Source organism: Paenibacillus sp. D51F, assembly GCF_053345695.1.
Genome location: NZ_JBKFAO010000003.1, coordinates 20,221 through 45,835 on the forward strand (window position 1 = coordinate 20,221; position 25,615 = coordinate 45,835).

General features: G+C 51.8%; 20 protein-coding genes and 1 pseudogene. 17 read left to right on the top strand and 4 right to left on the bottom strand.

Going from position 1 to position 25,615, the window contains the following annotated elements:
- The first annotated feature begins 469 nt into the window (after window positions 1-469).
- From ACLBWT_RS06760 to ACLBWT_RS06770, 3 genes are all read left to right on the top strand, one after another.
- Window positions 470-2,347: an SLOG domain-containing protein gene (locus ACLBWT_RS06760; protein ID WP_447662282.1), complete on the top strand. Its 1,878-nt coding sequence runs from the start codon at window positions 470-472 to the stop codon at window positions 2,345-2,347.
- Between the two features lie 53 nt (window positions 2,348-2,400).
- Complete coding sequence (locus tag ACLBWT_RS06765) at window positions 2,401-3,009, top strand: TIR domain-containing protein (RefSeq protein WP_447662283.1); 609 nt, start codon at window positions 2,401-2,403, stop codon at window positions 3,007-3,009.
- A 120-nt stretch (window positions 3,010-3,129) separates the two neighbouring features.
- Window positions 3,130-4,221, top strand: a complete 1,092-nt coding sequence (locus tag ACLBWT_RS06770) for a toll/interleukin-1 receptor domain-containing protein (RefSeq protein ID WP_447662284.1) — start codon at window positions 3,130-3,132, stop codon at window positions 4,219-4,221.
- 273 nt (window positions 4,222-4,494) lie between these two features.
- Here the strand turns inward: ACLBWT_RS06770 and ACLBWT_RS06775 are convergent, their stop codons facing one another.
- On the bottom strand, window positions 4,495-5,082 hold the full coding sequence (locus ACLBWT_RS06775) for a cysteine hydrolase family protein (protein ID WP_447662285.1): 588 nt from the start codon (window positions 5,080-5,082) through the stop codon (window positions 4,495-4,497).
- 24 nt (window positions 5,083-5,106) lie between these two features.
- On the opposite strand from ACLBWT_RS06775, the pseudogene ACLBWT_RS06780 reads away from it, so the two are divergent.
- Window positions 5,107-5,310: pseudogene (locus ACLBWT_RS06780) on the top strand (helix-turn-helix transcriptional regulator); the annotation flags it as partial.
- 150 nt (window positions 5,311-5,460) lie between these two features.
- On the top strand, window positions 5,461-5,997 hold the full coding sequence (locus tag ACLBWT_RS06785; protein WP_447662286.1) for a dihydrofolate reductase family protein: 537 nt from the start codon (window positions 5,461-5,463) through the stop codon (window positions 5,995-5,997).
- A gap of 441 nt (window positions 5,998-6,438) precedes the next feature.
- Here ACLBWT_RS06785 and ACLBWT_RS06790 read toward each other — a convergent pair whose 3' ends face one another.
- A complete protein-coding gene (locus ACLBWT_RS06790) occupies window positions 6,439-7,455 on the bottom strand; it encodes a phosphotransferase (RefSeq protein WP_447662730.1) in 1,017 nt (338 codons plus the stop codon).
- Window positions 7,456-8,413: 958 nt separating this feature from the next.
- Between ACLBWT_RS06790 and ACLBWT_RS06795 the strand changes: the two genes are divergently transcribed.
- The 5 genes from ACLBWT_RS06795 to ACLBWT_RS06815 all read left to right on the top strand — a co-directional run bounded on the left by ACLBWT_RS06795 (window position 8,414) and on the right by ACLBWT_RS06815 (window position 15,121).
- Entirely contained in the window at window positions 8,414-9,349 is a 936-nt protein-coding gene (locus ACLBWT_RS06795; protein WP_447662287.1) for a carbohydrate ABC transporter permease, read from the top strand.
- Between the two features lie 39 nt (window positions 9,350-9,388).
- Window positions 9,389-10,195, top strand: coding sequence for a carbohydrate ABC transporter permease (locus ACLBWT_RS06800; protein ID WP_447662288.1), 807 nt, complete (start codon window positions 9,389-9,391; stop codon window positions 10,193-10,195).
- A gap of 103 nt (window positions 10,196-10,298) precedes the next feature.
- Window positions 10,299-11,663 (top strand): ABC transporter substrate-binding protein, encoded by a 1,365-nt coding sequence (locus ACLBWT_RS06805; RefSeq protein WP_447662289.1) that lies wholly within the window; start codon window positions 10,299-10,301, stop codon window positions 11,661-11,663.
- A 124-nt stretch (window positions 11,664-11,787) separates the two neighbouring features.
- Window positions 11,788-13,542: a cache domain-containing sensor histidine kinase gene (locus ACLBWT_RS06810; protein WP_447662290.1), complete on the top strand. Its 1,755-nt coding sequence runs from the start codon at window positions 11,788-11,790 to the stop codon at window positions 13,540-13,542.
- Window positions 13,535-15,121: a response regulator transcription factor gene (locus tag ACLBWT_RS06815; protein ID WP_447662291.1), complete on the top strand. Its 1,587-nt coding sequence runs from the start codon at window positions 13,535-13,537 to the stop codon at window positions 15,119-15,121. Before ACLBWT_RS06810 ends, ACLBWT_RS06815 begins: the two co-directional genes overlap by 8 nt.
- Before the next feature lie 67 nt (window positions 15,122-15,188).
- Here ACLBWT_RS06815 and ACLBWT_RS06820 read toward each other — a convergent pair whose 3' ends face one another.
- Both ACLBWT_RS06820 and ACLBWT_RS06825 read right to left on the bottom strand, forming a co-directional pair.
- The gene (locus ACLBWT_RS06820) at window positions 15,189-15,755 is read right to left on the bottom strand and encodes a DUF302 domain-containing protein (protein WP_447662292.1); all 567 of its coding nucleotides are present in this window, start codon (window positions 15,753-15,755) and stop codon (window positions 15,189-15,191) included.
- A 206-nt stretch (window positions 15,756-15,961) separates the two neighbouring features.
- Window positions 15,962-16,213, bottom strand: coding sequence for a YolD-like family protein (locus ACLBWT_RS06825; RefSeq protein ID WP_076358590.1), 252 nt, complete (start codon window positions 16,211-16,213; stop codon window positions 15,962-15,964).
- 395 nt (window positions 16,214-16,608) lie between these two features.
- Here ACLBWT_RS06825 and ACLBWT_RS06830 point away from each other — a divergent pair, with 395 nt between their 5' ends.
- The 7 genes from ACLBWT_RS06830 (at window position 16,609) to ACLBWT_RS06860 (ending at window position 25,392) form a co-directional block, all read left to right on the top strand.
- Window positions 16,609-17,283, top strand: coding sequence for a hypothetical protein (locus ACLBWT_RS06830; RefSeq protein WP_447662293.1), 675 nt, complete (start codon window positions 16,609-16,611; stop codon window positions 17,281-17,283).
- A gap of 195 nt (window positions 17,284-17,478) precedes the next feature.
- The gene (locus ACLBWT_RS06835; protein WP_447662294.1) at window positions 17,479-18,327 is read left to right on the top strand and encodes a copper amine oxidase N-terminal domain-containing protein; all 849 of its coding nucleotides are present in this window, start codon (window positions 17,479-17,481) and stop codon (window positions 18,325-18,327) included.
- A 405-nt stretch (window positions 18,328-18,732) separates the two neighbouring features.
- Window positions 18,733-19,647 carry a carbohydrate ABC transporter permease gene (locus ACLBWT_RS06840; RefSeq protein WP_447662295.1) on the top strand — a complete coding sequence of 305 codons (915 nt, stop codon included), beginning with the start codon at window positions 18,733-18,735 and terminating at the stop codon, window positions 19,645-19,647.
- On the top strand, window positions 19,644-20,480 hold the full coding sequence (locus ACLBWT_RS06845) for a carbohydrate ABC transporter permease (RefSeq protein WP_447662296.1): 837 nt from the start codon (window positions 19,644-19,646) through the stop codon (window positions 20,478-20,480). The genes ACLBWT_RS06840 and ACLBWT_RS06845 overlap by 4 nt, the downstream gene beginning before the upstream one ends.
- Window positions 20,481-20,590: 110 nt before the next feature.
- A complete protein-coding gene (locus ACLBWT_RS06850; RefSeq protein ID WP_447662297.1) occupies window positions 20,591-22,375 on the top strand; it encodes a cache domain-containing sensor histidine kinase in 1,785 nt (594 codons plus the stop codon).
- On the top strand, window positions 22,350-23,969 hold the full coding sequence (locus ACLBWT_RS06855; protein ID WP_447662298.1) for a response regulator: 1,620 nt from the start codon (window positions 22,350-22,352) through the stop codon (window positions 23,967-23,969). The genes ACLBWT_RS06850 and ACLBWT_RS06855 overlap by 26 nt, the downstream gene beginning before the upstream one ends.
- Window positions 23,970-24,102: 133 nt before the next feature.
- Window positions 24,103-25,392 carry an ABC transporter substrate-binding protein gene (locus ACLBWT_RS06860; protein WP_447662299.1) on the top strand — a complete coding sequence of 430 codons (1,290 nt, stop codon included), beginning with the start codon at window positions 24,103-24,105 and terminating at the stop codon, window positions 25,390-25,392.
- The last annotated feature ends 223 nt before the right edge of the window (window positions 25,393-25,615 follow it).

Here is a 25,615-nt window from a genome sequence, read left to right on the forward strand (position 1 = left end):
CAATAAAGTCGTTTAACTAACAAGAATTTGATTAAAAACCCCATGGTGCAATGCACCATGGGGTTTTTTTAATTATCCTGTGATTCTTTTCTAGGTGCTGAACGACAACAGCCTGCCGATAATCAACGGCAGGCTGTTCCATTAACGGGCAGATTAGTTCCATATTAACCGCGGTGAACCGTATCACAAGTGAGGCGAAATAATTTGGATTAACCGCTTGCGGGACTTGGGAAGTTACCTCCCCTACTTTTGAGGAGCAACTTAAATTGTTCAAGGTCGACTGACAGGAGATTTTGTTGAGAAAGTGAAAGAGAAGCAATTTTGAGTGGATAAATATGTTAATATTAAACCAAAGGGACATGAACCTAATGAAGGATTTAACTTCTATCAATTGTTTGACTATGATTTCTACTTTCATCTACATAAACAATAACATGATAAACATTTAGGAGCTAAAAGGAGTGGTTATGTGACAGCTTTTATTATCCTTCCGGAGCTAACACTGGGTGTAAAAGAACTTTCAGAAAGATTTTATAAGACTTGTTTGGAGGAGTTGTCACTACATATATCGATTCAAGTGTTGTCAACTGAGACTGTTATTCAAAGTATACGCCTTACACGAAGTGATGCGATTATTTTTTTTAACCGATCCGACGGAAGGTATCCGGACTTTATTATTGATTTTCTAAAGGATGCTGTTACGGACCATTGCAAAATACTTCCTGTCGCAATTACCAAAGATGAACGGATACCGCCTGACTGTGTTAGACAGGCGCAAAGCTTTGATGTATTTGAACACTTAAGACAACGCTCTTTATCTGAATCACTGATTGAGACAGTAGCTGTTGTTTTCGCACGAAACGTGATTGCGGAATTACAACCGACACTAAGTAAAAATAATATGTATCTATTCCTAAGTCATAGGCGCTTTGATGGAGAACTCATTGCTGGCGCATTTCACGACGCATTCGCTGTTAGAGCACAAAAAGCATTCCGAGATTTAAATAAGGTATTAGTAGGTCAAGATGCTCAAAATATAATAGAGCAGAACTTGCGGCAGAGTGATGCTGTCATCTTTTTGGACACGCCTAAGAGTGGTGAGTCAGAATGGATCGCAAAGGAATTAACTATGGCCATGTCCGCTGGTCTTCCAATCATCTGGGTACGTATTGGTCCAAATGAGGGAAGGTCAACTAAATATTCACTTAGACCTACAGGTCAACCACATTTCAACCTACCCCAACTTGATCCGACCGATACTATGGCCGACTCAAGCATAGTTGATGCCATTATACATAAAGCTTTCGAGATTTCTAGGGAACATGCAAAAACCATCTTAGGACACATTAAGCGACTCCGTACTTTGTCCAGAAATAGTTCAATTAAACTTACTGAGCTTGACAACCAACTCCTTACGTATCAAATAGATATTCCGCGACGTGGCTATCGATATTTTCAAAGGCCGATGACCCATGTAGTTGGCTTCTACGGTTGGATACCGCAAGTGCGAGATCAAGATCAGTTTATGGAGAAGGTACAAAGTACTGGTTATCAGCCGCATCCTCTTCTAGGCCATGTCTATGATGCGGCCCTTATGCTTGCACCAATAGCTTCTTACAACAATCAGGATCTCATAAATGAACCTCATAAAATTGATTCTTGTGACGAGTATATTAATAGTCTGGAAAGCTACCTTAGTTTTCCAGGTACTTTAAAAAAGGATTGCAAGAGAGGGGTAATTATTTCAGGTGCTTTTCCTGACTGCGAACCAGAGCATCAACAGTATATAACAGATGCAGTAAGAGCTTTTACTCAAGCAGTGCTTAGTCGAAATGGCCAAGTTATCTTTGGTGCCCACCCAACCTTTCAGCACTTGATTTTCGATATGGCTAAAGAAAAACGACCTAATGATTTTCAAGCAGCAGTTCACATGTATGTTTCGAGATACTTTGTGACTGAAGGCAACGTTGAAGAAGGCAGAAAAAATGCAACCATCTCGCCGGTTGACGCTGTGTTCAACGAGCGGGAGAAAAGTCTGACTGCCATGAGAGAAGCTATGATAATGGATCCAGAGGCCGCATGCATGGTTGTTATTGGTGGAAAGACCAATCGGCCGTATCTTCCACCGGGTGTAGACGAGGAAATCGAGCTTGCAATGAAGCGTAATTTGCCGATATTTTTAATCGGGGCCGCTGGCGGTCGTACCTCAGAAATTGCAGCTGAGCTTGATAGTACAGGATGGAAAACACAGTTGAATGATTTCTCTATAGAAATAAATCATGAATTAATGGTTAGTTTAGATTTTCCAGCACTCGCAAACAAACTGTTAGATAAAATGCACATATAAACAAAATGGTATTAATATGGATTTAATGACAAGCATATTAGGGGGAATGTACATTGGCGCGTAAAACTTTTATTTCTTATAAATATTCTGAAGCAAAAGATATTAGAGATCGAATTTTGGAAACCTTAGGTGATGATGCGAGATACTACCAAGGTGAAACTAGTGAATCTCCTGACATGTCAGACAATACCACAAATTATATTAAGGAAAAGTTAAAAGACATGATTTATTCTACATCTGTTACCATAATAGCTATTTCCCCAAATATGAAAAAAAGCGAGTGGATTGATTGGGAAATCGAATATTCACTTAAACAAATAAAACGAGGCGATAGAACATCTGGTACGAACGGGGTATTGGGAGTAGTAATGAAGTGTAATGGTGATTATTCTTGGTTAAGGCCTACCACTACTAACTCAGATGGACATACGGCAATTCTAACAAACACCGAGTACCTATATGAAATTATTACAAATAATAGGTTCAATCAAGAACCTAAGGCATATACATGTAATGTATGCAAGAATGTTGATTTTTTAACAGGATCATATATTTCTTTAATTAATGAAGATGATTTTCTTGTTGATCCAGAAAAGTATATCAACAATGCATATGATAAAAGTAAAAATACAGAAAACTATAACATCTCCAGAATAAGATAACCGAATTTGATTGTTTGTTTGCAGAGATTAATTTAGAGACTGATAGCAATTTTAATTATTACCAGTAGGGCACTGGACTATGAGTGCCATGTGTGAAATTCCATAGATGGAGGGTTTGACGTGGCTGAACATAATCCTAAGATATTTTTAAGTTATTGCCAAAAAAGTATCGAATTTTCAGATGAGGTGCTTAAGTTTTCAAATAAACTCAGGAGTGAAGGCATAGATACTATCTTGGACCAGTATGAAGAATCCCCTAAGGAAGGGTGGCCAAGATGGATGGAGAATTCAATTAATGAATCAGATTATATAATATTAATCTGTAACCAAGAGTACCTAAATAGGCTATCGGGGAAAGCTGAAAAAGGAGTAGGTAGAGGCGTTAAATGGGAAAGTAATATAATTTACCAACATTTATATAATGATGATACATTAAATGAGAGATTTATTCCGGTTGTATTTCAGTCAACAGATACCGCATTTATTCCAATGCCTCTTCAAGGAGTTTCCTATTACGATGTCTCAAAGTCTGAAAGATATGATAGTTTGTATTGGCGGTTAAGAGGGATAAGTAAAAATGAGAAACCTCAGCTGGGTAAATTGAGACCTTTGCCAGCAAAAGAAAGAAAATCATTATTCATTACTACGCCAATTGATTTAGAATCATGGGATAAAGCTATCTGGAGGGGGGCAGCATTTCTGATGGACGTGGATGATGAGGAACCTCCATGTTTATTGCTGCCGTACTCAAAAGAATACTACGCAAAGAAAATATTCAAAGATTGGATATCAATTTATGGTAAGGAAGATAAGTTTGACGAACTAAGGGTAGCAATTATTGAAGGAGATATTCCTGGTGAAGATACAGGCTACACAATACATATTAGCTCCAATATTGATAGAGCTGCTAAGAGAATGGAAGAACAAGGATTTGAATTTGAAGAAAGCTTACTGATGTCAATTTCAAGAATGCAGCGAGCTAATCCTACAGATAATTTTAAAATGCTTAATATATTTAAAACACGGTTTCAAAAACATAAAAAATATTTTTTGATGCCTGCTGTCCTTGACGAAAAAAATCGGAGAATTAAGCCATTGACTGAATATAGAATATTAAAGCAAGAATTAATCTTTAGGCATGTAAGTGAAATTGGGGAGCATGATATAGATACAGTAGTTATTCAAAAAAACAAGCCTTGGAGAGAGTATTGAAGGAGTTCGTTGGTTTGCATGAACTGATACTAACATGGGACAATTATGTAGTTTCATATTTAACCGGATTTATTCGGGTACCTTCTATTTTTGGTACCTGTAATTTCGCCGTTAGAGTGATACGGAGAACCGTATCACAAGTAGTGGTAAAGCGGAAAATGGAGCTAGTGGTAAATAAAAGTGGTTGGGACATCCATTACAAATAAGAATGAGAGACCGAAAATTCAGCGGCGGGCGAAAAAACGCCCGCCGCGCTATGTGTATGGAAAGAGCTCAAATTAATAGGTTATTCAAACAATTAATTTTACTACCTTTACTTTCATAATAACGAAGCATTTCGTCAATTTTCCTTTTATCATAACTGGTAACGCAATCTGATAGGACATTAACGCCATAATTTGCTTTGCGCAAGTTGTAACAGGTTGATTTAACACAAGCAACAGCATCTGCTCCTGCGATGTAGAAATCACATATTTCATTTTTACTAATAAATTCTGTAAATTCTTCACAACTTAATGCATTTCCTTTGTATTTTGTAAAAACATTTTTTGATACTATTTTCAAGTCTGAAGCTAATTCAGACCCATATGTATTGGGTTTAAGAGTCCTCGTGCCGGCTGATAAATTTTCATGCCTTAAATAAATAACATGAATATTATTCTTGACTGTCCAATCAATAGCTTTATTGATATTGCCAATAACATCCTTGTAATTCTTTGTTATGTCATTTTGAATATCGATTATTACTAAGGCTATTTTCTGCCTAGTGTTTCCTCCTGATAGGTAGATTGATTTGTTTGCTTTTTGAACATACCTTGTAATTGTTGACGACAGTATGGCAACAATCAATAATGATAACAAGAAATTTTGGTAGGCGGCTATCAGATGAAAGTTGACAGGCTTGTTAGCATTATTATGATACTCCTTGATAAAAAGCGTATAGGCGCACAGGAGTTAGCCGATATGTTTGAAGTTTCACCCCGCACAATCTACCGCGACATAGACACTATCAACATGGCGGGTATTCCTGTTTGCTCAACATCGGGAGTGGGCGGCGGCTTTGAAATCATGCAGAAATACAAGATGGATTCGGTCAGACCAGGACTATGCACATTAGCAATCCATGAGAAACCGGACATGCTGTTGGATGATAAAATGTAGACATAAATAAGGCTGCATAATGGAACGTGTAATTTTGATGATGAATGTGCGAGAAAACAAGAGAGGAGAGTCAGTCGCATGGCAAAGATCGTTTTCGCTTTGAACCAGTCTCTGGACGGATTCGTCGACCACGACCACATGGCATTTGAGCCCGACCCCGTGCTATTCCGTCATTTCATCGACGACGTGCGCGGCCTAGCGGGCATCCTGTACGGAAGCCGCATGTACGAGACCATGCGGTCTTGGGACGGGGACCACTTTGAATGGGATGCGCCGGAACAGGAATACGCAGCGGCGTGGCAAAGCAAACCGAAGTGGGTGGTGTCGAGGACGTTAAAGTCCGTCGGTCCGAACGCTTCTCTGATCGAGGGCGACCTCGCAGCGGCCATACGTAGGCTGAAGGCTCAGTATGAAGGGGAAATTGAAGTTGCCGGGCCGGAGTTGGCCCACAGTCTAACGGAGCTCGGTCTCGTTGATGAGTACCGACTCTATCTCCATCCAGTCGTGCTGGGTCACGGCAAGCCGTTCTTCGCCGGTCCGCGGCCGCCGCTGCGCTTCGTGGCAAGCGATCGAATTGGCGAGAAGGTGATCAGGTTGACCTACGTTCCAACTTAGTTGTGCGGTTGACCCAGCGTCCTAAAGGGCACGTTACTTTAATAGGGATTCTCCGGCTGTAACGGCAGTCAGAGGATCCTTTATTCTTTAAAATTAGTTCAGTTATGCGAAATGACATAGTTATTTATGGAATTGACGATTGACCTAGCGGATTACGATAGTTCAATGAAACCAGGCTGCCGACATTCAACCAGCGCATCTTCTCCGCATTTCAATGACGATATCTTGCAATTTCGATATCTTGCAATTTCGATAGATCCCTTTTCCCAGCGTCGCATAGCGATTCTTTTCTAGGTACTAAAAAATGTTATGTTGTGCTCACGTTGTTGATTCATTCATTTTAAATTGTTCTAAGAATGCAAATTATAGACTGGTGGGAATAATGAAAGAAACTCCGAAAACCCACTACATTCAAGGGTTTTAGGAGTTCTTATTTTAGAGTCAACCCCGCACAGGGTTGGTCTTCATTTCATAGATTTTTTCGAGCGTATGGACAGACTTCGTCTTCTCGTCATCGTCCTCTATGCGGAGATACCGCTCCACAAGCCTGTACCCGAATACGAGAAGGATCATCTCATAAACGCAATGATTGGCGATAGGGGATACATCCGCATACTCGGAAAAGCCTTTGTAATACGCGGGAATGCATCGCTGGTAGTATTCGACCATGTGATCAATATCCGCTTCATCCGCAATCAGGCTTGCGAGATCCTCGCCCAGGTAGCCCCATCCGCTGGTATCCCAGTCGATGAGCGCGATTTTCCCATCGGTATAAATCAGGTTGGTCACCCAGAAGTCCCGGTGGCATAACACGAGGGGCAATTTTTCGATGCGGGCGAGTATCTCGTCTGCGTGCTCATCGATGTCGATGAGCATTTGCCGCACGTGTTGCGGGAATTCGCAGTCCTCCGAGCGGATATAATCGTAGACGACTGGCCATGACCAATAACGCAGATAATTATTTTTCATGAATTCAGCATGGCTCAGATTGGTCAGGCTCTGCAGCACGGCGGGCTGCTCCGCATACAGCCTGCCTTGATAGCGTCCTAGCTCCAGCGCGGCCTGTTCATACATGTCAGCGGTCAATTCTAAACCGGTTACGCCATCGATATATTCCAGCCACAGCTGAAATTCATTTTCATCGGCATTGATCTCGGCGTGATAACATGTCGGCCAGCGCAAGGCATCCGAGAACGTCGCTCCTAAGTCAGACGAATAGAGATCATATTCCCGGCGCCATGAACCCGGATCGCCGTAGCGCTCCCATTTCTTTTGGGTTTTCAGCACGATACGGTACGGCAATTTTTCGCTATCTGCCGTATCAGCTGTCCCCGTTACCAGTTTCACATTTCCCACAGTTCCGCCCTGTAATAGCATGGTTTGGCAGTCGGCGGAGATGATATCCGTCTTGAAACGGCGGCTTAAAGCATAGATCAGCGTTTCGAGTTTAATATTCATTTCTTCCATCCTCCATTTTTCTTCGTTTGCTTGCTTCACATGGCGATTGTTTTGGCATACCCGGCATATCGATGACCATCGCGCCGGAGGGAGCATAAACAGCTTACGGTGCGTTGTTGTATGCCGCCCCTGGCTGTCGACCTCCCGGATCGCCTGAACTTTCATTACGTCCTGTTCCATCAACATTGAGTAGAGACGATTGTAGTTTTTTGGACGCAAAAATGCCACGGACAAGCAGCCTCTAAAGAAGCTGCTGTCGCGCGGCATCAGGACGCAAAAAGATACGACCTTCATCGTATCTAGCAAACAGCAATATTCACGAAAGGTTACTTTGGATGGCATACCAAATAATACGGGGGTTTCCCGCTTTTATCGCGTATGCCTGCTATTCAGATTTAAGACCAAACCACCTTATAAGTAGTTGCCATTCAAACACATCTCCCTTCGTGTCAGGAACTTGCTTATCGCTAAGCTGTTTATAAAATAATCTCTTTTGGAAAAAAATACAATGCCTTACAGCACAGATTGTGTCGGCGGCCTGCCCTATCGAATCTGAGCAAATGTAAATGGGACAGTTGATCAACTGGAACTTGCTCACAGTTTGAACATTAGTATGATTCCGCTGTACTTGCATTCATGGAAAGCCGGCATTAATTCTATTCTTTTCCCGCCATGAACCGGAACGCCTGGTGCTGAACGGTCTTCACTATATTAAAACCTATAACAAAGTCATATCTATTCCTGTAAAGATCAAAAAACAAATAGTTGCGGGGAACGGAGGTGCGCTTGCGCATCTCCGTTTTGATGTGTCCGCAAGCCTGAACGCAGAGGCTGCCTCTATGTTCCCCATCGTTAAAAAGTAAAAATATTTTCAAATCGGTCATTTTCCAATCTTATTGTCATCGGCGAACTTCGGTACGATGGAAGCAATCAAGATCACGGGATCGGGGTGCGAGCGATGGACAATACGATCATAAAAACGGCCAAGGCCAAGCGGACGCCGCGCGTCCGTTCGGCCGCGCAGCGGAGGGAGACGCTCTCAGGCTACATCTTCATCGGACCGATGTTTCTGGGATTGTTGATTCTGACGATCATACCGACCCTTCTTACTTTTATTCTCAGCTTTTCGGATTGGAGCTTTATTTCCGGCGTCGACAAGCTCAACTTCACCGGCTTCAAAAACTTTTCCAAGCTGTTCGACGACGACGTCTTCCTCACTTCGCTGAAGAACAACCTCTACCTGCTGCTCGTCGTCCCTATCCAGCTGATCATCTCCCTGGCCCTCGCGGTCATCATCGACAGGCTGGTCTATCTGAAGGGCCTCTTCAAAATCGTCTTTTTCATGCCGTATATCTCCAGCATCGTGGCCGTCTCGATCTGCTTCCAGCTGCTCTTCCAGCCTTCCTACGGCCCGATCAATCAATTTCTGCGTTCCCTCGGCGTGCGCAACCCGCCCACCTGGCTCGCGGATATCCACTATGCGCTGCCTTCCGTCATGATCATCATGGTCTGGGTTGGAATCGGCTTCTGCCTGATCGTCTATATGGCGGCTCTGCAATCCATCCCCAAGGATCTGTACGAATCGGCGGACATCGACGGCGCCGGCGCATGGACCCGGTTCACCCGGATCACCTTCCCGATGGTGTCTCCGACGACGTTCTTTTTGCTCGTCACCGGCTTCATCAGCTCCTTCAAGGCGTTCGACATCATCAAGGTCCTGACCGAAGGGAAGCCGGCTTATTCCACCTCCGTCGTGACCTACTATCTCTATACGACGGCGTTCGAAAATCTCAAGACCGGTTATGCCTCCTCCATGGCGCTGATCTTGTTCGGCTTTGTCCTCTTGATTACGCTTTTCCAGCTGTACGGGCAAAAGAAATGGGTCAACTACTGATCGGGGTGAACTATGGATAAACAGAATAGAGGCGTCCGGATGGCCGCCACGATCGTGATGCTCTTCGCAGGCATCGCCTTCATCACACCGTTCCTGTGGATGATCTCGGCTTCGTTCAAGCCCGAGATCGATGTGTTCAATTATCCGGTCGAATGGATTCCGAAGCATTGGAACATCTATGGCAATTACCGCGAGGTGTGGTTCGGAGAGCATCCCTTCGGCACCTATTATTGGAATACAATCAAGGTAAGCACGCTTACGACGGTCGTTTCCGTCCTGGTGTCGAGCATGGCCGCCTATGGATTCGCGCATGTGGACTTCAAGGGCAGGAACGTCATGTTCCTCGTCGTGCTGATGACGTTCATGGTGCCAAGCTATTCCATCATCGTGCCGCAGTTCCTCCTATTCAGATGGCTGCATCTGTTCGACAGCCACCTTGGCCTGATCCTGATCGGCTCCTTCAGCGCCTTGGGCACCTTCATGCTCCGCCAGTTCTTTCTCGGCATCCACAGGGATTACCTGGAGGCGGCCAAGCTGGACGGCGCCGGGCATGCCCGCATCTTCCTGCAGATCACGCTGCCGCTGGTGAAGCCCGCGCTGGCCACATACGGCATCCTGCGGTTCATCTGGACCTGGAACGACTACGCCAATCCGCTCATCTTCCTGCGCAGCGACCGTCTCTCGACGATCCAGCTCGGCATCCAGAAATTCGCTTCGGAGAGCGGAGTCTACTATTCTCTCATCATGGCAGGGACCGTATCGGCCATCCTGCCGCTCATCGTCATCTTTGTCATCGGGCAAAAGCAGGTCATCGAAGGCATCGCGATGGGCGGCGTAAAAGGGTAAAAATAATTCCGGATCAGTCAAAATAGAAGCTCTGATCACGCTCTGGTCTATGGTAAGTTTTGATTGTCAAAAACGAGACGCACTTAAACCGGGAGGTTGGAAAATGAAAAAGAAATGGTTGTCGGCCGCTGCGGCCGCGCTGCTGGCGACAGGCCTGCTGTCCGGCTGCGGCAACGGATCCACGAACGACGCAGCCTCGCCCAAGGAGACTGGCGGCGCGAGTCCGAGCGCCAGCGCTCCTGCCGCCAAGGAGCCCGTCTCCATCAAGTTCCTCGGCTGGGAGAAGGCATCCGTCTATCAGCCCGCCATCGACGCCTTCCAGCAAGCGAATCCCGATATCAAAGTCGAATATGTTCCGCTCGTCGAGAACGATTCGAACGAAACGATCAAGAAGATCGATCTGATGTACGCTTCGGACGACGATTTCGACGTCTTCACGCTCAACTCCGCTCCAGCCTTCGCGCAGCGCGGCGCGAGCGGCATGCTTGAGCCGATGGACGACTATCTGGCCAAGGAAGGCGTCAAGTATGAGGACGAGTACAAGGCGGAGCAGCAAAAGCTGGACGGCAAGCGGTATTCCCTTCCGGGAAAGTTCGGGCCGTGGATGATCCTTCTGAACAAGGAGCTGCTGGATGCGGCGAACCTCGAGGTGCCGAAGAGCTGGACCTGGGATGAATTCCGGGACTACGCCAAGAAGCTGACCAAGGGCGAAGGCGCGAACAAGACCTACGGCGCGCATTTCCATGAATGGAAGGATTATTTCCTGCTGAAGCTCTATAGCGCTTCAGGGGACCAAGGCATCATGAAGGACGACGGCCAGACGCTCAATGCCGACAACCCGCTGATGAAGCAGTCGCTCGAGCTGCGCTACGAGATGGAGAAGACGGATAAATCAGCGACGCCTTATCAGGATGTCATCACGCAGAAGATCCCTTACCGCAATCAGTTTTTCCAGCAAAAAGCCGCCATGCTCCCGACCGGACCGTGGATGGTAGCCGAAGCCGGCGGCACCGACAAGATTCCGGCGACCTTCGTATCGGCATTCGCGCCTTGGCCGACCAACGCGGCCGGAGATGACGTCTACTCGTTCGGCGGAGCCGATCCGCTCGTCATCTCCTCCCATTCGAAGCACAAGGAAGAATCCTACCGGTTCCTGCGCTACCTATCGACCGAAGGAATGGCGCTGACCAACCAGTTCTCGGCTTGGAAGAAAGCCGACATCAATCAGGAGGTCGACCGGATCGTGAGCGCCACGCAGTCGCCGGACAAGATCGACAAGGCATCGCTGATCAACGTCCTGAGCGTGACGAAGCTGCCGATCCCGCCGATTACGGTGTCCTATGCAGGCGATCTGGAGAAGGCTTACATCGCGGAAGCGGACACGTACATGCTGAGCAACAATGACATCGATAAGACCATGGATTCCATCAAGGCGAACCTGCAAAAAATTATAGATGCAAACAAGTAGCTCCAAAATTATAATGGGGGGGAGGATGCTCTTGCGGCATCCCCTTTTCCATCTTATAAACATCCTGCCTGAATGGGCGGGACTATGAACCTTATTTCGGAACGCGGACGGGAGGCAGGGCGCCATGCGCATGCCGTTGATAAGCTGGAGGCAGAAGCTGATCGTAATGTCCCTGCTCTGTCTTGTCGTGCCATCCGTCATCACCCTCATCCTGCTTGGGCTGTATGCGAAAAACGAGCTGAAGGCCAAGGCGGTCGAGAAGGCGGAGCAGTCGCTGGAAGTGGCCGAGCTGTATACGTCCAATATCATGCAGGATATGGTAAACGCTTTCAATTCGATCCAATACGACAGCGAGACGATTACGGATATACGCATCGCCTGGAACAAATACAAGCAGGACGGGACGGGCAAGGTCGATTTCTTCTCGTTCCGGCATCTCTCGGAGAAGCTGGACCGGATCACCTTTTTCGGCGGAGAAACCTATGTGACCATTCTGCTGCCCAATGGCCTGTACTTCACGAATTATTCGACCTACGACAACAGCCTGAGCTTCATGTACAAGGAGAAGTGGCTGGAGGAGATGGCCGCCGAGCCGGGCAACACGACCGCCTGGCTGGGCACGCAGCACAACTACATCCGATCGGAAGCCGACAAATATCCGAATGTGGTCACGATCATCCGCAAGTTCCAGCTGTACAACAACGGCGTGAGCGCCTATATCATCCTGAGCAAGCCCGAAGGCCAGTTCCGGCAAATATTCGCTCGATACGAAGGCGACCCGGTGCTGATGCTGCTGGATAAAAACGGGACGATCGTCTCCCATACCGACCCTTCGCAAATCGGGTCCAAGGCTCCAGTGCCAGCCCCGCCGCAGGGACATAACGGCCGCTCCGAATGGAACGGAGCCGACTATTTGACGGTAAGCCACACGCTGCCCTTCGCCGGGTGGAGCCTGCTCAGCCTCACTCCGTACGAAAAAGTCACAAGCGGGATCGGAAGCATGTTCAACCGGACGTTCGTGCTGCAGCTTTCATTCTTCCTGCTGTTCGCCCTTTTGCTGCTCTATTTTCTCAACCAATGGACGAAGCCCGTCATCCGGCTCGCGCGGACGGCCTCCAAGGTCGAGAAAGGATTTCTGGACGAGCGCTCGGGCGTCAGAGGGCGGCATGAGGTCGGATTCCTGGGGCTTGCCTTCGACCGCATGCTGGATCGCATCTCGGACATGATCGTGCAGATCGAGGAGGAGCAGACCCGCAAGCGGATGGCCGAGCTCGAGCTTCTGCAGGCGCAGATCAATCCCCATTTTCTGTTCAATACGCTCAACTCCATCCGCATGCAGGTCATTCTGAAGGGCGAAGAGGAAATCGGGGGCATTATCGGCTCGCTGTCCACGCTGCTGCGCATGACGATCAACCGCAACAACGAGTATATTCCGCTGCACGAAGAGGTCGCTACCGTCGGGCATTACATGCAGCTGATGAACTTCCGGCATCATGAGCATGCGGAGCTCAACGTCAATCTGGCCTCGGACACGCTGCTGGCGTCGATTCCACGGTTCACGCTGCAGCCGCTTGTGGAGAACGCTTACATCCATGGCCTGCGCCAAAAGAGCGGAGAAATCGCCATTACTTCCTGGAAGCGGCAGGGGACGCTCTTCATTCAAATCCACGACGACGGCATCGGCATGGCCGAAGAGGTGCTGGAGCGGTTCCGCAGCGGCGCCCCGATGTCCGGCATCGGCCTCAGGAACGTGAAGGAGCGGCTGCAGATCATGTATGGAATCCGGTTTGAGATGGAAATGATGAGCGAGCCTGGTGCGGGCTTGAGGATCATCCTGAAAATTCCGCTGCAAAGCAGGGAGGAGCTCATCCATGCATAAAGCCATTCTGGTGGATGACGATGTGGCGGTGCTGGCCTTTCTCAAGCAGCTCGTGCCTTGGGAAGATTTCGGCTTCGAGCTGGCGGGGACCTATACGAACGCGCTGGATGCTCTTGAAGCGTGCCGAGGGGGATACCCTGACCTGATCATGACCGATATCGGCATGCCGGAGCTGGACGGGCTCAGCTTTATTCGGAGGGCGCAGTCCGAGGGGGCCAAGAGCCGGTTCGTCATCCTGTCCTGCCACGATGAGTTCCATTATGCCCAGCAGGCCGTTCAGCTTGGCGTTCAGGATTACATGCTCAAGGAGTCGCTGACCCGTCAGGGCATCGCGGAAATGATCCGCAAGGTTCAGGTCAAGATCGAAGAGGATCAGAGCCTGAAAATCAAGGTGGACCGGCTCAGCATCCAGGCAAGCAAGAGCAAGACGGCAGCCAAGGAGCAGTGGCTGAGAGAGGTTCTCTCATCGGCATATGCCGATCCTTCGACTTTGCTGGAACAGCTGCGGGAGCATGGACTGCCCGCCCGCCTGGGACATTTCCTTCCGCTGATGTTCCGATCCCACCGGCATCAGGAGGCGATCGACCGCTACCGGCAGGAGGATGCCGTCAGGTTCATCGTGGAGAACGCAGCCGAGGAGCTGCTGCGGGACGAGCCGGACATGCTGTTCATGGGGCATGCGGGAAGCTCATTTTTCCTGATCTACGGATACAGGAGAGACTTGGCTCGCAATCCCTACGAGCATGCCGCCTCCGCTGCGGGGAAGCTGCAGCGGGCGTTCGCCGGCGTGCTGAAGCTGAAGTATTCCGTTGCGATCGGAGAGGAAGCCTCGACGGGAGCAAGCCTCAGGCGGCAGCTGATCGAGCTGCAGGAAGCCGGAGAGCGGCTCTTCTATTCCGAAGGGCCGGTCGCGGTCAAGAAGGCTGAGCTGCAGCGGGAATGGAATCGGGAGGATCCCTTCGCCCATCATTTCCACTACGCGGAGCGCTTCGGCCGCCTGCTGCTGGAGACGGGCGACGACGTCGGCCCGGCCGTGGAGGCGTTCATCGGCTTGATGGCGGAACGCCGGTTCCAGCCTGCGGCTGTCAAGCAACTGGTCTGGAAGCTTGCCCTCGACCTGCTGCTCAAGCTGCGGCTCGGCATGGCGTACGACAAGGAGAGGGTGCAGCAGGAGATTGGCCGCATGATGCATGTCAGCGAGCTCAGGGACTGGCTGGCCAAGTTTTTGGCGGAAGCCGTCTCCCAGGCCGGACGAATCGCGAGCAGCAGCAAAAAGACCGAGATCGTGGATGCTCAGAACTACATCCGGATGCACCTGAACCGGAAAATCTCGCTCGAAGAGGCGGCGGAATACCTGCATCTGAATCCCAGTTATTTCAGCCGCCTCTTCAAGAAAGAGACCGGAGAAAACTTCATCGAGTTCGTGAACCGGATGAAGATGGAGCGGGCGATGGCCCTCATCAGCGATTCCGGAAAATCGGTCGAAGAGGCGGCATTTTCGCTCGGATACGACAATAAAAGCTACTTCATCAAGCTGTTCAAGCAGCATCACGGAATCGCGCCCAGCCGAATCGTCTGATGGTCATTTTGCCTATGGCGAAGCTGCCGGCCGATGCCGGAGTCGAGAAGGTCATAAGGTCATAAGGTCATAAGGAGCTGCTTTCTCTTTCCTCAGGGTTCTGCATCCGATTGTTCCTTACGATGCACTGCACGACACCGTGCATGCGACAATCCAGCAAAGAACCGTACGGATATAAGGCCGGCTGGTTCAATGTCGCCAAAAAAGAAGATGGCCGCTCGTAGCTGATTGTAGCACCGGCGGGACTGCCGTCATCATAAAGACAAACCCGGAACGGCACGAACAAGCTGGATCTGATATCGATCGTGAGGATCGGTTCGGCGACGACTCCATTCCCGACGAGATATAAAACACATTTTTTGATGCCGTCATGAAGCGAGACCAGCCGGCCTTGATCGATTTTGCAGAAGATCATCAGCCCGTGGGGGCCAGCCATTTGGGCGAATGCCTGCTGGACCTTATCCCAGGAAGCCTGCTCGTTGACGAGCGAGGTTTCAGCGTTGCTGTCCCAATGCCCCATTTCTCGCTCGAACGCAGCCACAAGGGCCTCATAGCTGAGCCCCGATGGGATATCTTCGCGGACGGTCGTCAACCATGAAGCCGTTCTGTTAGGAATAAAAGGGCCGTTTGCCATTGCAGCGGAAGCCTCCCCTTGCGATTCTTTTTTCTCCTCATCCTATTCCTTAGAACGAAAGGTTAGAGCCTCCATCCACGGAGCTGGCTTGCCAGGCTTCGAGCTCAAGCCTGCTGCATGCGGCGGCTGGACGTCTGGGAGACGGGGAGGCCGCATAACAAAAACCCAGGAGCGAAAGGCCCTGGGTTATCATCTGATTCGAGATTTCAATCTCTAGGATAGTCCACGGACATGATGTCCATGAACGGAATTTTGACAACATCCTGTGCCTGCTGGACATGAACCTTGCCCGTGCGAGAATCCATGACCACGATCTGCCCTCTCACGAACTCCTCCCGACCCCAGACCGTCAGAACGATTTCCGAATTCTCCTGATACGCTTCGGTTATTTGGTTCCCTATTTCCTCCAGGACGAACTCATCTCTCGTGGGACGCTTAGGAACTTTTGCCTTTGCCATGTTCACAACCTCCTGTTGCCAATTGCAGTTCAAATCCCATGCGGCCAGCCTGCTTATAAGCCTCATAACCTCATGGACCGGTTCGAGGGACGGCGTATCCAAACCATTCGTTTTAAAGTGCAAACTCGATTTGTCGTTCCTATGAATGATAGATGCGCCATATCTATGGACATGGATACCTTCACTATTTTCCCAATAAACAAGGCAGTCGATGTCGTTTTTTTCTATCGGGGGTTAGTATAGCATACTTCAATTCAACCTGAATGGTCATCATAAATTCATTCGAAATGGCCGCCAAATTGCAACCTTCATGACGCTCCGACTCGTTCCCTTGAGTAGAAAGGGGAGGCGGCCGTGAACATGTATATCCGGATGCACAGACGGGAGGAAGCGCGATGAAACGTACTTGCCTGCTGCTGGCGCTTTTATTTACTCTGTGCGGATGTGAGAGCAGCGACGAAAAAAACACTCCTGCTGCCGTGGAAGATATCAACGCGAAGGGTGACATAAGCACAGCAACCTTGCCCTTCACGAAAGAAAAGGGCTCGACAGATACCCCCGGCTTTTCCGTCGAGAATGAAAACGATGTGGCTGATTCGGATTTTGAACCGGCTTTTGAAATGTGCGCGAAAGCTTTGTCCGACTATTACAAGGCGATCTGGAACGGCTCGGAGATCGATTTGGATGCTTATATCGATAACAGAAACCTTAACCAGTACATGCAAAAGAAGATCGCAGCCCAATATGAATTGTTCCTCAAGAACAACCTTGTGGATAATCGCGTGACAGATGTAGATATTGGCGCTGGTAAAGCAGAGTACGCTGGAGGAAATAAGAGCTACGTGTATTTGAAATTGGATGCGCGCGTTGAAAAGGATGTAGGCAGCTATGCTGAACCTACCGAGTTTCTTGTCCATCGTTCAAATGGAAAGGCAGTCATTGTGGATTGGTATGCGAGCGGTAAGGATAGCTACGATTCCATCGTACGCGGGCATAGTCAGACGATCGACAATCCTGATATCTGGAATGACAGCGACTGGGTAGAGAAATTAGCTCTTCGAACGGATTGAGCCGCACATGCAAGCGACACGGAGACTCTTATCCGACGTGGTCGACCTGTTGAGGCCGAACCGACACTTATCCACAGCTGGAGCCGAGTTATTATCCACAGTCTGTGGGTAATGACTCGGGCAGCAACCTATTTTCCAGGGTTCCGTCTGTAAGACTGTCTTATCCTAATTGACTGATAAAGGATGGATTGAAAGATGAAGATCATAATTCCCGGCCTCTTTCTTGCAGCAGCCGTGCTCGTCTCGTCGCCTGCCGCCCATGCGGCAAGCAGCCCAATCAAAGTTGATGGCGTAGCTGTCGCTTCGGATGTGAAGCCTGAAATGAAGAACAACCGCACCATGGTGCCTTTGCGTGTAATCAGCGAAAATTTGGGAGCTGCGGTAAATTGGTCCAATTCGGAAGTGACGCTGACGAAGAACGAGATGAAAGTGGTTCTAAAAGCCAATAGCGCGACTGCGGTAAAAAATGGCGAAAAGGTTCAGCTGGACGCCAAGCCGTACGTCAAAAACAATCGGGTTCTCGTTCCGCTTCGCTTTATAGCCGAAACCTTTGGCTGCACGGTCGGTTACAGCCATTCCACGGCAACGGTCGATTCTCCGCCGCTGGTCATTAATGATATCAAAGTAAAGACCCTTCAGACCGAATACCATATGACCATGGGCGGCGTCGTCGAGCAGATCAATGGGAATTCCTATATCGATGCCATCTACAAGCTCATTGATAGCGGCAAAGGCCAGAAGGTCGATGCGCCTGCCAGCTTCGCGTGGAGGGTCAACATCGATGTGCCTGGGTCCTATTATAAAAATAAACAATATGACTTCATGGACAGCAAAGGAAGCAGCGTGAAGCGTTATGATGTTTATTCTTTGGTCGAGGCTTTCCCGGCTGAGGATCTGAAAGGATTTGCAAAGGTGTTGGTTCATGACGCCAAGGGCAATCAATGGTATTCGTTCAGCGAGACAGCCAGAGATTCCCTGGCGAAGCTGACGGAATCAGCCTCCTCGAACGGTTATTCGAAGGTAATCAGCAACACGGTTGTTTAAGCCGCGGTCGCTGACAGTCCTTTTCACCTGACCAGGCAGGCGCCTGACAGGCTTTGCTCATCGGGGAGCCTGTCCTTCAGCTTGAACATGTATTCCCAAGCCGCATCTCTCCAAAGTGGAGGGAGCGGCTTTGTTGGTTAGGACTAATGGCAATTGAAATGGCAGAAGGAGAAATGGTCAAATTGCTTTACGAGGAAGCCTTCTCTCGAAGCTTTATAGGCATCAGATGCGGATAGGATCCGCCTCAATCTTCCCGATCGGTCAATAGTGAAAGAATTCGTGCATTTCCCGGCTTCACCCCCTTATCCTCATCCTCTATACTAGGCTCATCAACAAGCGAGAGGTGAATTCATGGGCATGCCATCATCCATTGAACCTGCTGACAAAGCCGGAGTCCGTTCAAATGTGAAAGCGATTTCTACTAGAGCCGGACGGCGATGGAACGCGCCGGTCGTCGGTTATCTGTTCATCGCGCCGTGGCTGCTCGGCTTCCTGATCCTGCAGCTGTGGCCGATCATCCAATCCTTCTATCTGTCCATGACCGAGTTCTCCCTGCTGGAGCCGGCCCGCTGGATCGGTCTCGACAATTACCGGCATATTTCCCATGACCGATTGTTCTTCAATTCCCTGCGGGTCACCTTCGTGTACGTCGCTGCTTCAGTGCCGCTCAAGCTGATCGCCGCGCTGCTGGTGGCCATGCTGCTGAACCGGCAGATCCGGGGAATTTCGATCTACCGCACGATCATCTATCTGCCCTCTCTAATTGGAGGAAGCCTGGCCGTAGCCGTGCTGTGGCGCAATATATTCGGTCTCAACGGATTCGTCAACCAGCTGGCCATCCTCGTGGGCATCGCCCCCAAAAACTGGATCGGCACGCCGTCCACGGCCCTGGGCACACTGGTGCTCTTGACCGCCTGGCAGTTCGGCTCCTCCATGATCATCTTCCTCGCCGGGCTCAAGCAGATTCCTCCCGAGCTGTACGAGGCGGCGTCGGTGGACGGAGCCTCGAGGCTGCGCAAGTTCTTCCGCATCACGCTGCCCATGCTGTCGCCCGTCATTCTGTTCAATCTCGTCATGGGCATCATCAATGCCTTCCAGATGTTCACCTCCGCCTACATCGTGACGAACGGAGGGCCCGTCAATTCGACGGAGATGTTCGCGCTGTTCCTGTACAACAAGGCGTTCGGATCGTTGCAGATGGGTTATGCCTCGGCGCTGGCGTGGATCTTGCTCGTCATCATCGGCTTCGTCACGGCGCTCAACTTCATCGTGTCGAAGTATTGGGTCTTCTATGAAACGGAAACGGAGGGACGAAAATGACCGGCGCGCTTCGAAAAAGCAATCTGCTCGTCCATCTGGTTATGATTGCGTCTTGTCTAATCATGTTCTATCCCCTGCTCTGGTGGATCGGGGCTTCCTTCAAATCGACGGCGGAGCTGGGACAGCCCGGCCTGTTCCCGAAGCAGTGGCTGTGGCAGAACTACACCGAAGGCTGGGTGGCCCTGCCGAAATATACGTTCACGAGGTTCTTTGAGAACAGCCTCATGCTTAACGCCTCGACGACGCTCCTGCATGTGGTCTCGGCCAGCCTGGTCGCCTTCGGCTTCGCGAGGCTCACCTTTCCGCTCAAGGGCATGTGGTTCTCGATCCTGCTCCTGACCCTGATGCTGCCCGGCCAAGTCACGCTGATCCCGCAGTATACGATGTTCCACTCCTTCAACTGGGTCAATACCTATCTGCCGCTGATCGTGCCGTCCGCGATGGGAGGAGCCTTCTTCATCTTCCTCATCGTGCAGTTCATCCGGGGCATTCCGCGCGAGCTCGACGAATCGGCGAAGATCGACGGCTGCTCCTGGTTCGGCATCTATGCGCGGATCATCATGCCCTTGACCGTTCCGGCGCTGATCACGGTGACGATTTTCTCGTTCATCTGGGGATGGGACGATTACTTCGGCCCGCTGATCTATCTCAACAGCGTCGACAAATACACGGTGCCGCTCGCCCTGCGCATGTTCATCGACACGCAGTCAGCCGTCGCCTGGGGCCAGTTGCTGGCAATGTCGCTCTTGTCCGTGCTCCCGCCGGTGCTGATCTTCTTCCTGGCGCAAAAGCATTTCGTCGAGGGCATCGCCACCTCGGGCCTGAAGGGGTGATCGTCAGGACTCTGGCGCAGCCGGGCGGGCAGGGATACAATGGGGGCCCAAGGGAGCCGCAGCCGGCAGGGCGGCTTTCCCGCCAGTAGACGAGAAAAGGGCTGATCCTCATGAACCCGTTCCGCAAGCATCGCGTTGATTATGTGTTTTTTCTAAGCTTTGCCGCCTTCATCGGCATGCTGGTCACGGTCATCATGACTGTCAGCTACCAGCTGTCTGCCCGCGAGCAGGCGAGCAGCGCTTCGGTCTATCAGCAGGCTGTGCTCCAGCAGCTGAACAAGCAGCTGACGGATCAGATGGATGCGGTCGAGCAGACCGCTCTGCTCATTTCAATCCATTCCCAGATGGCGGGCTACCTGACGAGCAAGGGGGATTATTTCACCCTCAAGAAGGCAAGGGACGAGCTGAACAAGGATTACCTGGCGCCGATGCTGAACAGCTCGCGCTCCATGTTCTCGTTCCAGGTCTACATGAATGCCCCTCTGCAGGTCGATCCCAACGCTTCGATTCAGTACTTGCCGCTGGCTAGTGCAAGAGCGGAGAACTGGTATAGCTCGGTCGAAAAGGCGGATTCCCTCTGGATCGGGCAGCGTGGCATCGGCTCCCCCCAGGGGAGGCAGCAGGTGGTCAGCTTCATCCGCAGGATCAATACTCCGGACGGCGTCAATCTGGGCATCTTCATCATCAATGTGCGCGTTCGATTCCTCCAGTCGATCCTGACAGAGGACAATTCCTCGGCCAGCCGGCTGCTGCTCGACTCCGGAGGCCGCATGATCATGCATACGCAGAGCGCTCCGCCGCCAGGCGAGATTCAGGCGGTGCTGGCACAGGTGCGGGGGGATGCGGGCCATGCGCGCCAGCAGCTGGCCGCTGCCGGTTCGCTGCCGGAGAAGGATATGCTGACCGTCTGGTCCCGCACGACGCCCAACAGCTGGATGCTGGTGGAGCTGACGCCCTGGAAGACCATCACGGGAGGGAGCGTGCGCCTCGCCTGGACGTTGGCGGGAGTAGGCGCCGCCGCGATTTTGCTGGCGCTGTTTTTCACTCTCTACTTGTCCCGCAGCTTCACCCGTCCGATCCGGCAGCTCGTACAGCTGATGCAGTCGTTCTCGCCGGGCCGGCGCTCCCAGGCTCTGCCGACCGAATACCGCAATGAATTCGGCAGCCTGTTCGGCGGCTACCGCAAGCTGACGGAGAGAATCGAGGGGCTGTACCAGTCGCTTGATCAGCAGCATCAAGCCCAGCGCCGGGCAGAGATCCGGGCGCTTCAGGCGGCGATCAATCCCCATTTTCTCTACAACACGCTGGATCAGCTCAACTGGATGGCGATTGAGGCGGGCCAGGAGAAAATCAGCCACGTCGTGGAGCTGATGGGGCGGATGTTCCGCATTGGCCTATCCGGCGGCGAGACGATGATTCCGCTGCAGGAGGAGCTGCAGCTCGTGGAGAGCTACCTGGGGATCCAGCAGGTGAAGTGGCGGGACGGGCTGGAGTACCGGATCGAGATCGCCAGCGAGCTGCGGGAGCTGCTCGTACCCAAGATGACGCTGCAGCCCTTTGTGGAAAATGCGATCGTGCACGGGTTCCATGGCCGCCGCAGGGGGCTCGTCACGATTACGGGCGAGCAGCGGGACAAAGGAATGCTGCTCACGGTCCGGGATGACGGCATCGGGCTGAGGGAGGACTGGAATACCCGCAAGCGGACAAGGACCGGCGGATACGGAGTCCGCAACGTGACGGAAAGAATCGATGTGCTGTTCGGCCGGCCTTATGGGATCAAGCTCCGTGCCCTTCCGGAAGGGAAGGGCACGGAGGTGGACATTTATCTGCCGAATAGGCAGGATCATGGAGTCGAAAGGGGCGACCAGCATGTGGACGATCGCGATCGTGGATGACGACCGGCAGGTGCTGGACGGCATGTCCCGTCTCATCCCTTGGGAGCAGCTTGATGCCAGGCTGGTCGGGGAGGCGTCGGACGGCGAGGAAGGGCTGCGCCTGATCGGGGAGAGGAACCCGGACATCGTCATCACGGACATCTACATGCCGGTGATGAACGGGCTCGACATGATCGAAGAGCTGCGCAGGCAGGCATACGGAGGCAAGATCATCATTTTGAGCGGGTATTCCGATTTTGATTATGCGCGCAAGGCGCTGAGGCTCTCGGTGGACGATTATTTGCCCAAGCCGGCCTCTCTCCATACGATCCGCGAGGTGCTGGAGCGGGTGGCGGGGGAGCTGTCCAGGCAAAAGGCGGTGGAAAGCGAGGAGCGGAGAATCCGTGAAAAGCTGCTTCAGTTCGAGCCCTATTGGGAACGGGAGTGGGCAAAGTCGGTGCTGACGGGCGGAGAGCCGTCGCCGGCGGGAGCGGCCGCCGGGTTGCCGGAGAAGCTTGGCTGGAGGAACGCGCAGGTCATCACGCTGGCTCTTGAGCTGCGGAGGCAGGGAAGGATGGAGGGCATGTCCGTCCGCGACTGGAGCTTGTTCCGCTTCGCCATCGGCAACATGGTGGAGGAGCTGGCCGGGCATGCCGGCATGCGAAGCTTCTTTTTGGAGCTGCACAGCCATCATATGGCGATTCTGCTCAGCAAGCCGCTGACCTGGCCGGAGCCGGTCTTCCGGCAGGAGGCGCTGGAGCTGGCGGGACGCATCATCGCTGCCGCCGACAGCTGCCTCCAGGTCAAGCTCCGGATCGGATCCGGCTCGCGTAAGGCCGATTGGAGACATGCGGCGCATTCCACGGAGGAAGCGTTCCAGGCGCTGGCCTCCCGGCGGGAGCCCCACCCGGTCCATCCATGCGTCTATGTGCATGCGGAGGGCGGCCGCCCTCCCGGCAGCGGTCGGGAGCATCGGCCCGTCTGGTTCTTCCAGGAGATGGCGGATGCCATCCGCAGCTTCGACGAGCAGCGGGCGCTGCTGGCGCTGGAGCAGTTTTGCCGCGAAGGGGGAGGAGCGGCAAGCCTCGATGGGACGGAGCTGGAGGCAATCGGGGCGCAGCTGTTCGCGATCCTGTCCTTCACGCTGTACGAATCCGGAATACGGCTGGACGACACGCTTGCGCCGTCGGAACTTGCCCGCGAGCTCGCCCTTGTAGAAGGCGTGCCTCAGTGGAGGGAGTGGGCTGCGGAGAAGATTCGCTTCGTCTGCTCGCGGTTTGCACCTAACGAGAACCTGAAGCATAAGGAAACGGTCGACTTCATCATCCAGTACATCCACGAGCATTATGCCGAAAATATCCATCTGCAGGATCTGGCCGATCGAGTCTATATCTCCAAAAATTATCTCAGCACGCTCTTCCGCCAGGCAACGGGAGAGACGTTCGGCGACTACCTGACGCGGGTGCGCATGGAGCGGGCCAAAAGCATGGTGCTGGAGAAGCGGCTGCTGGTTGCGGAGATAGCCGAGAAGGTCGGCTACCGCAACGTGCCGTATTTCACCACGTTGTTCAAGCGTCACACAGGCAAAAGCCCGACGGAATTCTACAAGGCCTGAGACAGGACAGGAGCAGGTTCGTAAAATCAAGAAAGATTTTGGGCTTCCGCCGTCTGTGAGCGGAGCGCTCGGATTGGTACGCTGGGGAAGCAAGGGAATCGGGTTAGGATCATTCGAGGGAGGCTGACAAGGGATGGGAAATCGGAAACGCCGCCTGGCGGCAGGCTTCATGATTCCGCTCCTGATGGGATTGTCGCTGAGCGCATGCAGCGGCGTCAAACAGGAAGAGGCGGGAACGACTGACGGAGGAAGCGGCAAGGCCGTCAAGCTCCGGATCATGTGGTGGGGATCGCAGGCCCGCCATGACGCGACTTTGAAGGCGCTCGACCAATATGCGAAGACCCATCCCGGCGTCACCTTCGAGCCGGAGTATCAATCATTCGACGGCTACCAGGACAAGCTGTCCACGATGTCGGCGGGCAAGAACACGCCGGATCTGTTCCAGATGGATGCGGCGTGGTTCAATGACTGGGCCTCGAGCGGGAGGCTCGAGGATCTTTCTACCGTACCGGCTGCGGACATCGACAAGTCCCTGCTCGAGACCGGCACGTACGAGGGCAAGCTGTACGCGATGCCCCTCGGCAACAACGCCTGGGGCATGGTCTACAACAAGACGATGATGGACAGCCTCGGCATCCAGCCGCCGTCGACATGGGAGGAATTTTTCCGGATGGCCCGGGACATCAAGCCCAAGCTGGCGAAGGACCAGTATATGAGCAAGGATATGACGGCGGACGGAGCCTTCTATATGAGCTACCAGCTGAGTATGGGCAAGGGCTACAGCCTCAGCAAGGATGGCAAGTTCCACTACGACGAGGCGACCTGGAAGGACTGGATGAACAAATGGGCGGCTCTGCGAAAAGACAAAATCGTGGCTCCGCCGGACGTAACCGTGTCCGACAAGGGCCAGGACGCGCAGATGGATCTGCTCGTGCAGAAGAAGATTCTGCTCAAGGGCTCCCACGCGGCGGAATTCGGCGGCTTCGATGCGCTGATGCCGGGCGATCTGGCGCTCACGGCGCTGCCGCGCGGCACCCAGGCCAGCGGCTGGCTGAAGGCTTCCATGTACTGGAGCGTCAGCCCGACCAGCAAGCACAAGGAAGAGGCGAAGAAGTTCATCGACTGGTTCGTGAACAGCGAGGAGGCGGCAGCGATTCTGGGCACCTCTCGCGGCATTCCGGTGTCCAAAACCGTGGTCGACGCTCTTCAGCAGAAGTTCACCGCTGTGGATAAGAGCGCTCTCGGCCTGATCGAAACCGTGTCCAAGGACGGAGCCGCCTTCGACCCCGGCCCCGGCAGCAAAGGCGGCTGGGCGAACTTCACCAAGGAATACGACAATATCGTCCAGTCCATTCTTTTCGGCAAGATCAGCATTGACGAAGGCTGGAATCAGGTCGTTGGACTGAGCAAGGATCTTGGGTGACGTTCTCGGAGATTCTTTGTCAAAATGGGCTGTCCTCCAAAGCGAGGGCGGCCTTTTTGCGATTGGGGAGGCATGGAAGAAGCATCCCCCCAGATTACCTCCTGTTTATTATTCAATTCGAGCACGAAGATGCCCATTGCGACTTAATAGCCGACCCCGCTCTTCACGAAAGCTACTTTTTAACCGATAAATACTATCTAGGTTTATTGATATTTAAGTAGGT

Excerpts from the sequence above, each read along its gene's own strand:
- ACLBWT_RS06845 (WP_447662296.1), top strand. The coding sequence starts at position 19,644 with ATGACCGGCGCGCTTCGAAAAAGCAATCTGCTCGTCCATCTGGTTATG.
- ACLBWT_RS06855 (WP_447662298.1), top strand. The coding sequence starts at position 22,350 with ATGTGGACGATCGCGATCGTGGATGACGACCGGCAGGTGCTGGACGGC.
- ACLBWT_RS06785 (WP_447662286.1), top strand. The coding sequence starts at position 5,461 with ATGGCAAAGATCGTTTTCGCTTTGAACCAGTCTCTGGACGGATTCGTC.
- ACLBWT_RS06790 (WP_447662730.1), bottom strand. The coding sequence starts at position 7,455 with ATGAATATTAAACTCGAAACGCTGATCTATGCTTTAAGCCGCCGTTTC.
- ACLBWT_RS06805 (WP_447662289.1), top strand. The coding sequence starts at position 10,299 with ATGAAAAAGAAATGGTTGTCGGCCGCTGCGGCCGCGCTGCTGGCGACA.
- ACLBWT_RS06850 (WP_447662297.1), top strand. The coding sequence starts at position 20,591 with ATGAACCCGTTCCGCAAGCATCGCGTTGATTATGTGTTTTTTCTAAGC.
- ACLBWT_RS06800 (WP_447662288.1), top strand. The coding sequence starts at position 9,389 with ATGGCCGCCACGATCGTGATGCTCTTCGCAGGCATCGCCTTCATCACA.
- ACLBWT_RS06860 (WP_447662299.1), top strand. The coding sequence starts at position 24,103 with ATGGGAAATCGGAAACGCCGCCTGGCGGCAGGCTTCATGATTCCGCTC.
- ACLBWT_RS06820 (WP_447662292.1), bottom strand. The coding sequence starts at position 15,755 with ATGGCAAACGGCCCTTTTATTCCTAACAGAACGGCTTCATGGTTGACG.
- ACLBWT_RS06835 (WP_447662294.1), top strand. The coding sequence starts at position 17,479 with ATGAAGATCATAATTCCCGGCCTCTTTCTTGCAGCAGCCGTGCTCGTC.
- ACLBWT_RS06825 (WP_076358590.1), bottom strand. The coding sequence starts at position 16,213 with ATGGCAAAGGCAAAAGTTCCTAAGCGTCCCACGAGAGATGAGTTCGTC.
- ACLBWT_RS06815 (WP_447662291.1), top strand. The coding sequence starts at position 13,535 with ATGCATAAAGCCATTCTGGTGGATGACGATGTGGCGGTGCTGGCCTTT.
- ACLBWT_RS06795 (WP_447662287.1), top strand. The coding sequence starts at position 8,414 with ATGGACAATACGATCATAAAAACGGCCAAGGCCAAGCGGACGCCGCGC.
- ACLBWT_RS06810 (WP_447662290.1), top strand. The coding sequence starts at position 11,788 with ATGCGCATGCCGTTGATAAGCTGGAGGCAGAAGCTGATCGTAATGTCC.
- ACLBWT_RS06830 (WP_447662293.1), top strand. The coding sequence starts at position 16,609 with ATGAAACGTACTTGCCTGCTGCTGGCGCTTTTATTTACTCTGTGCGGA.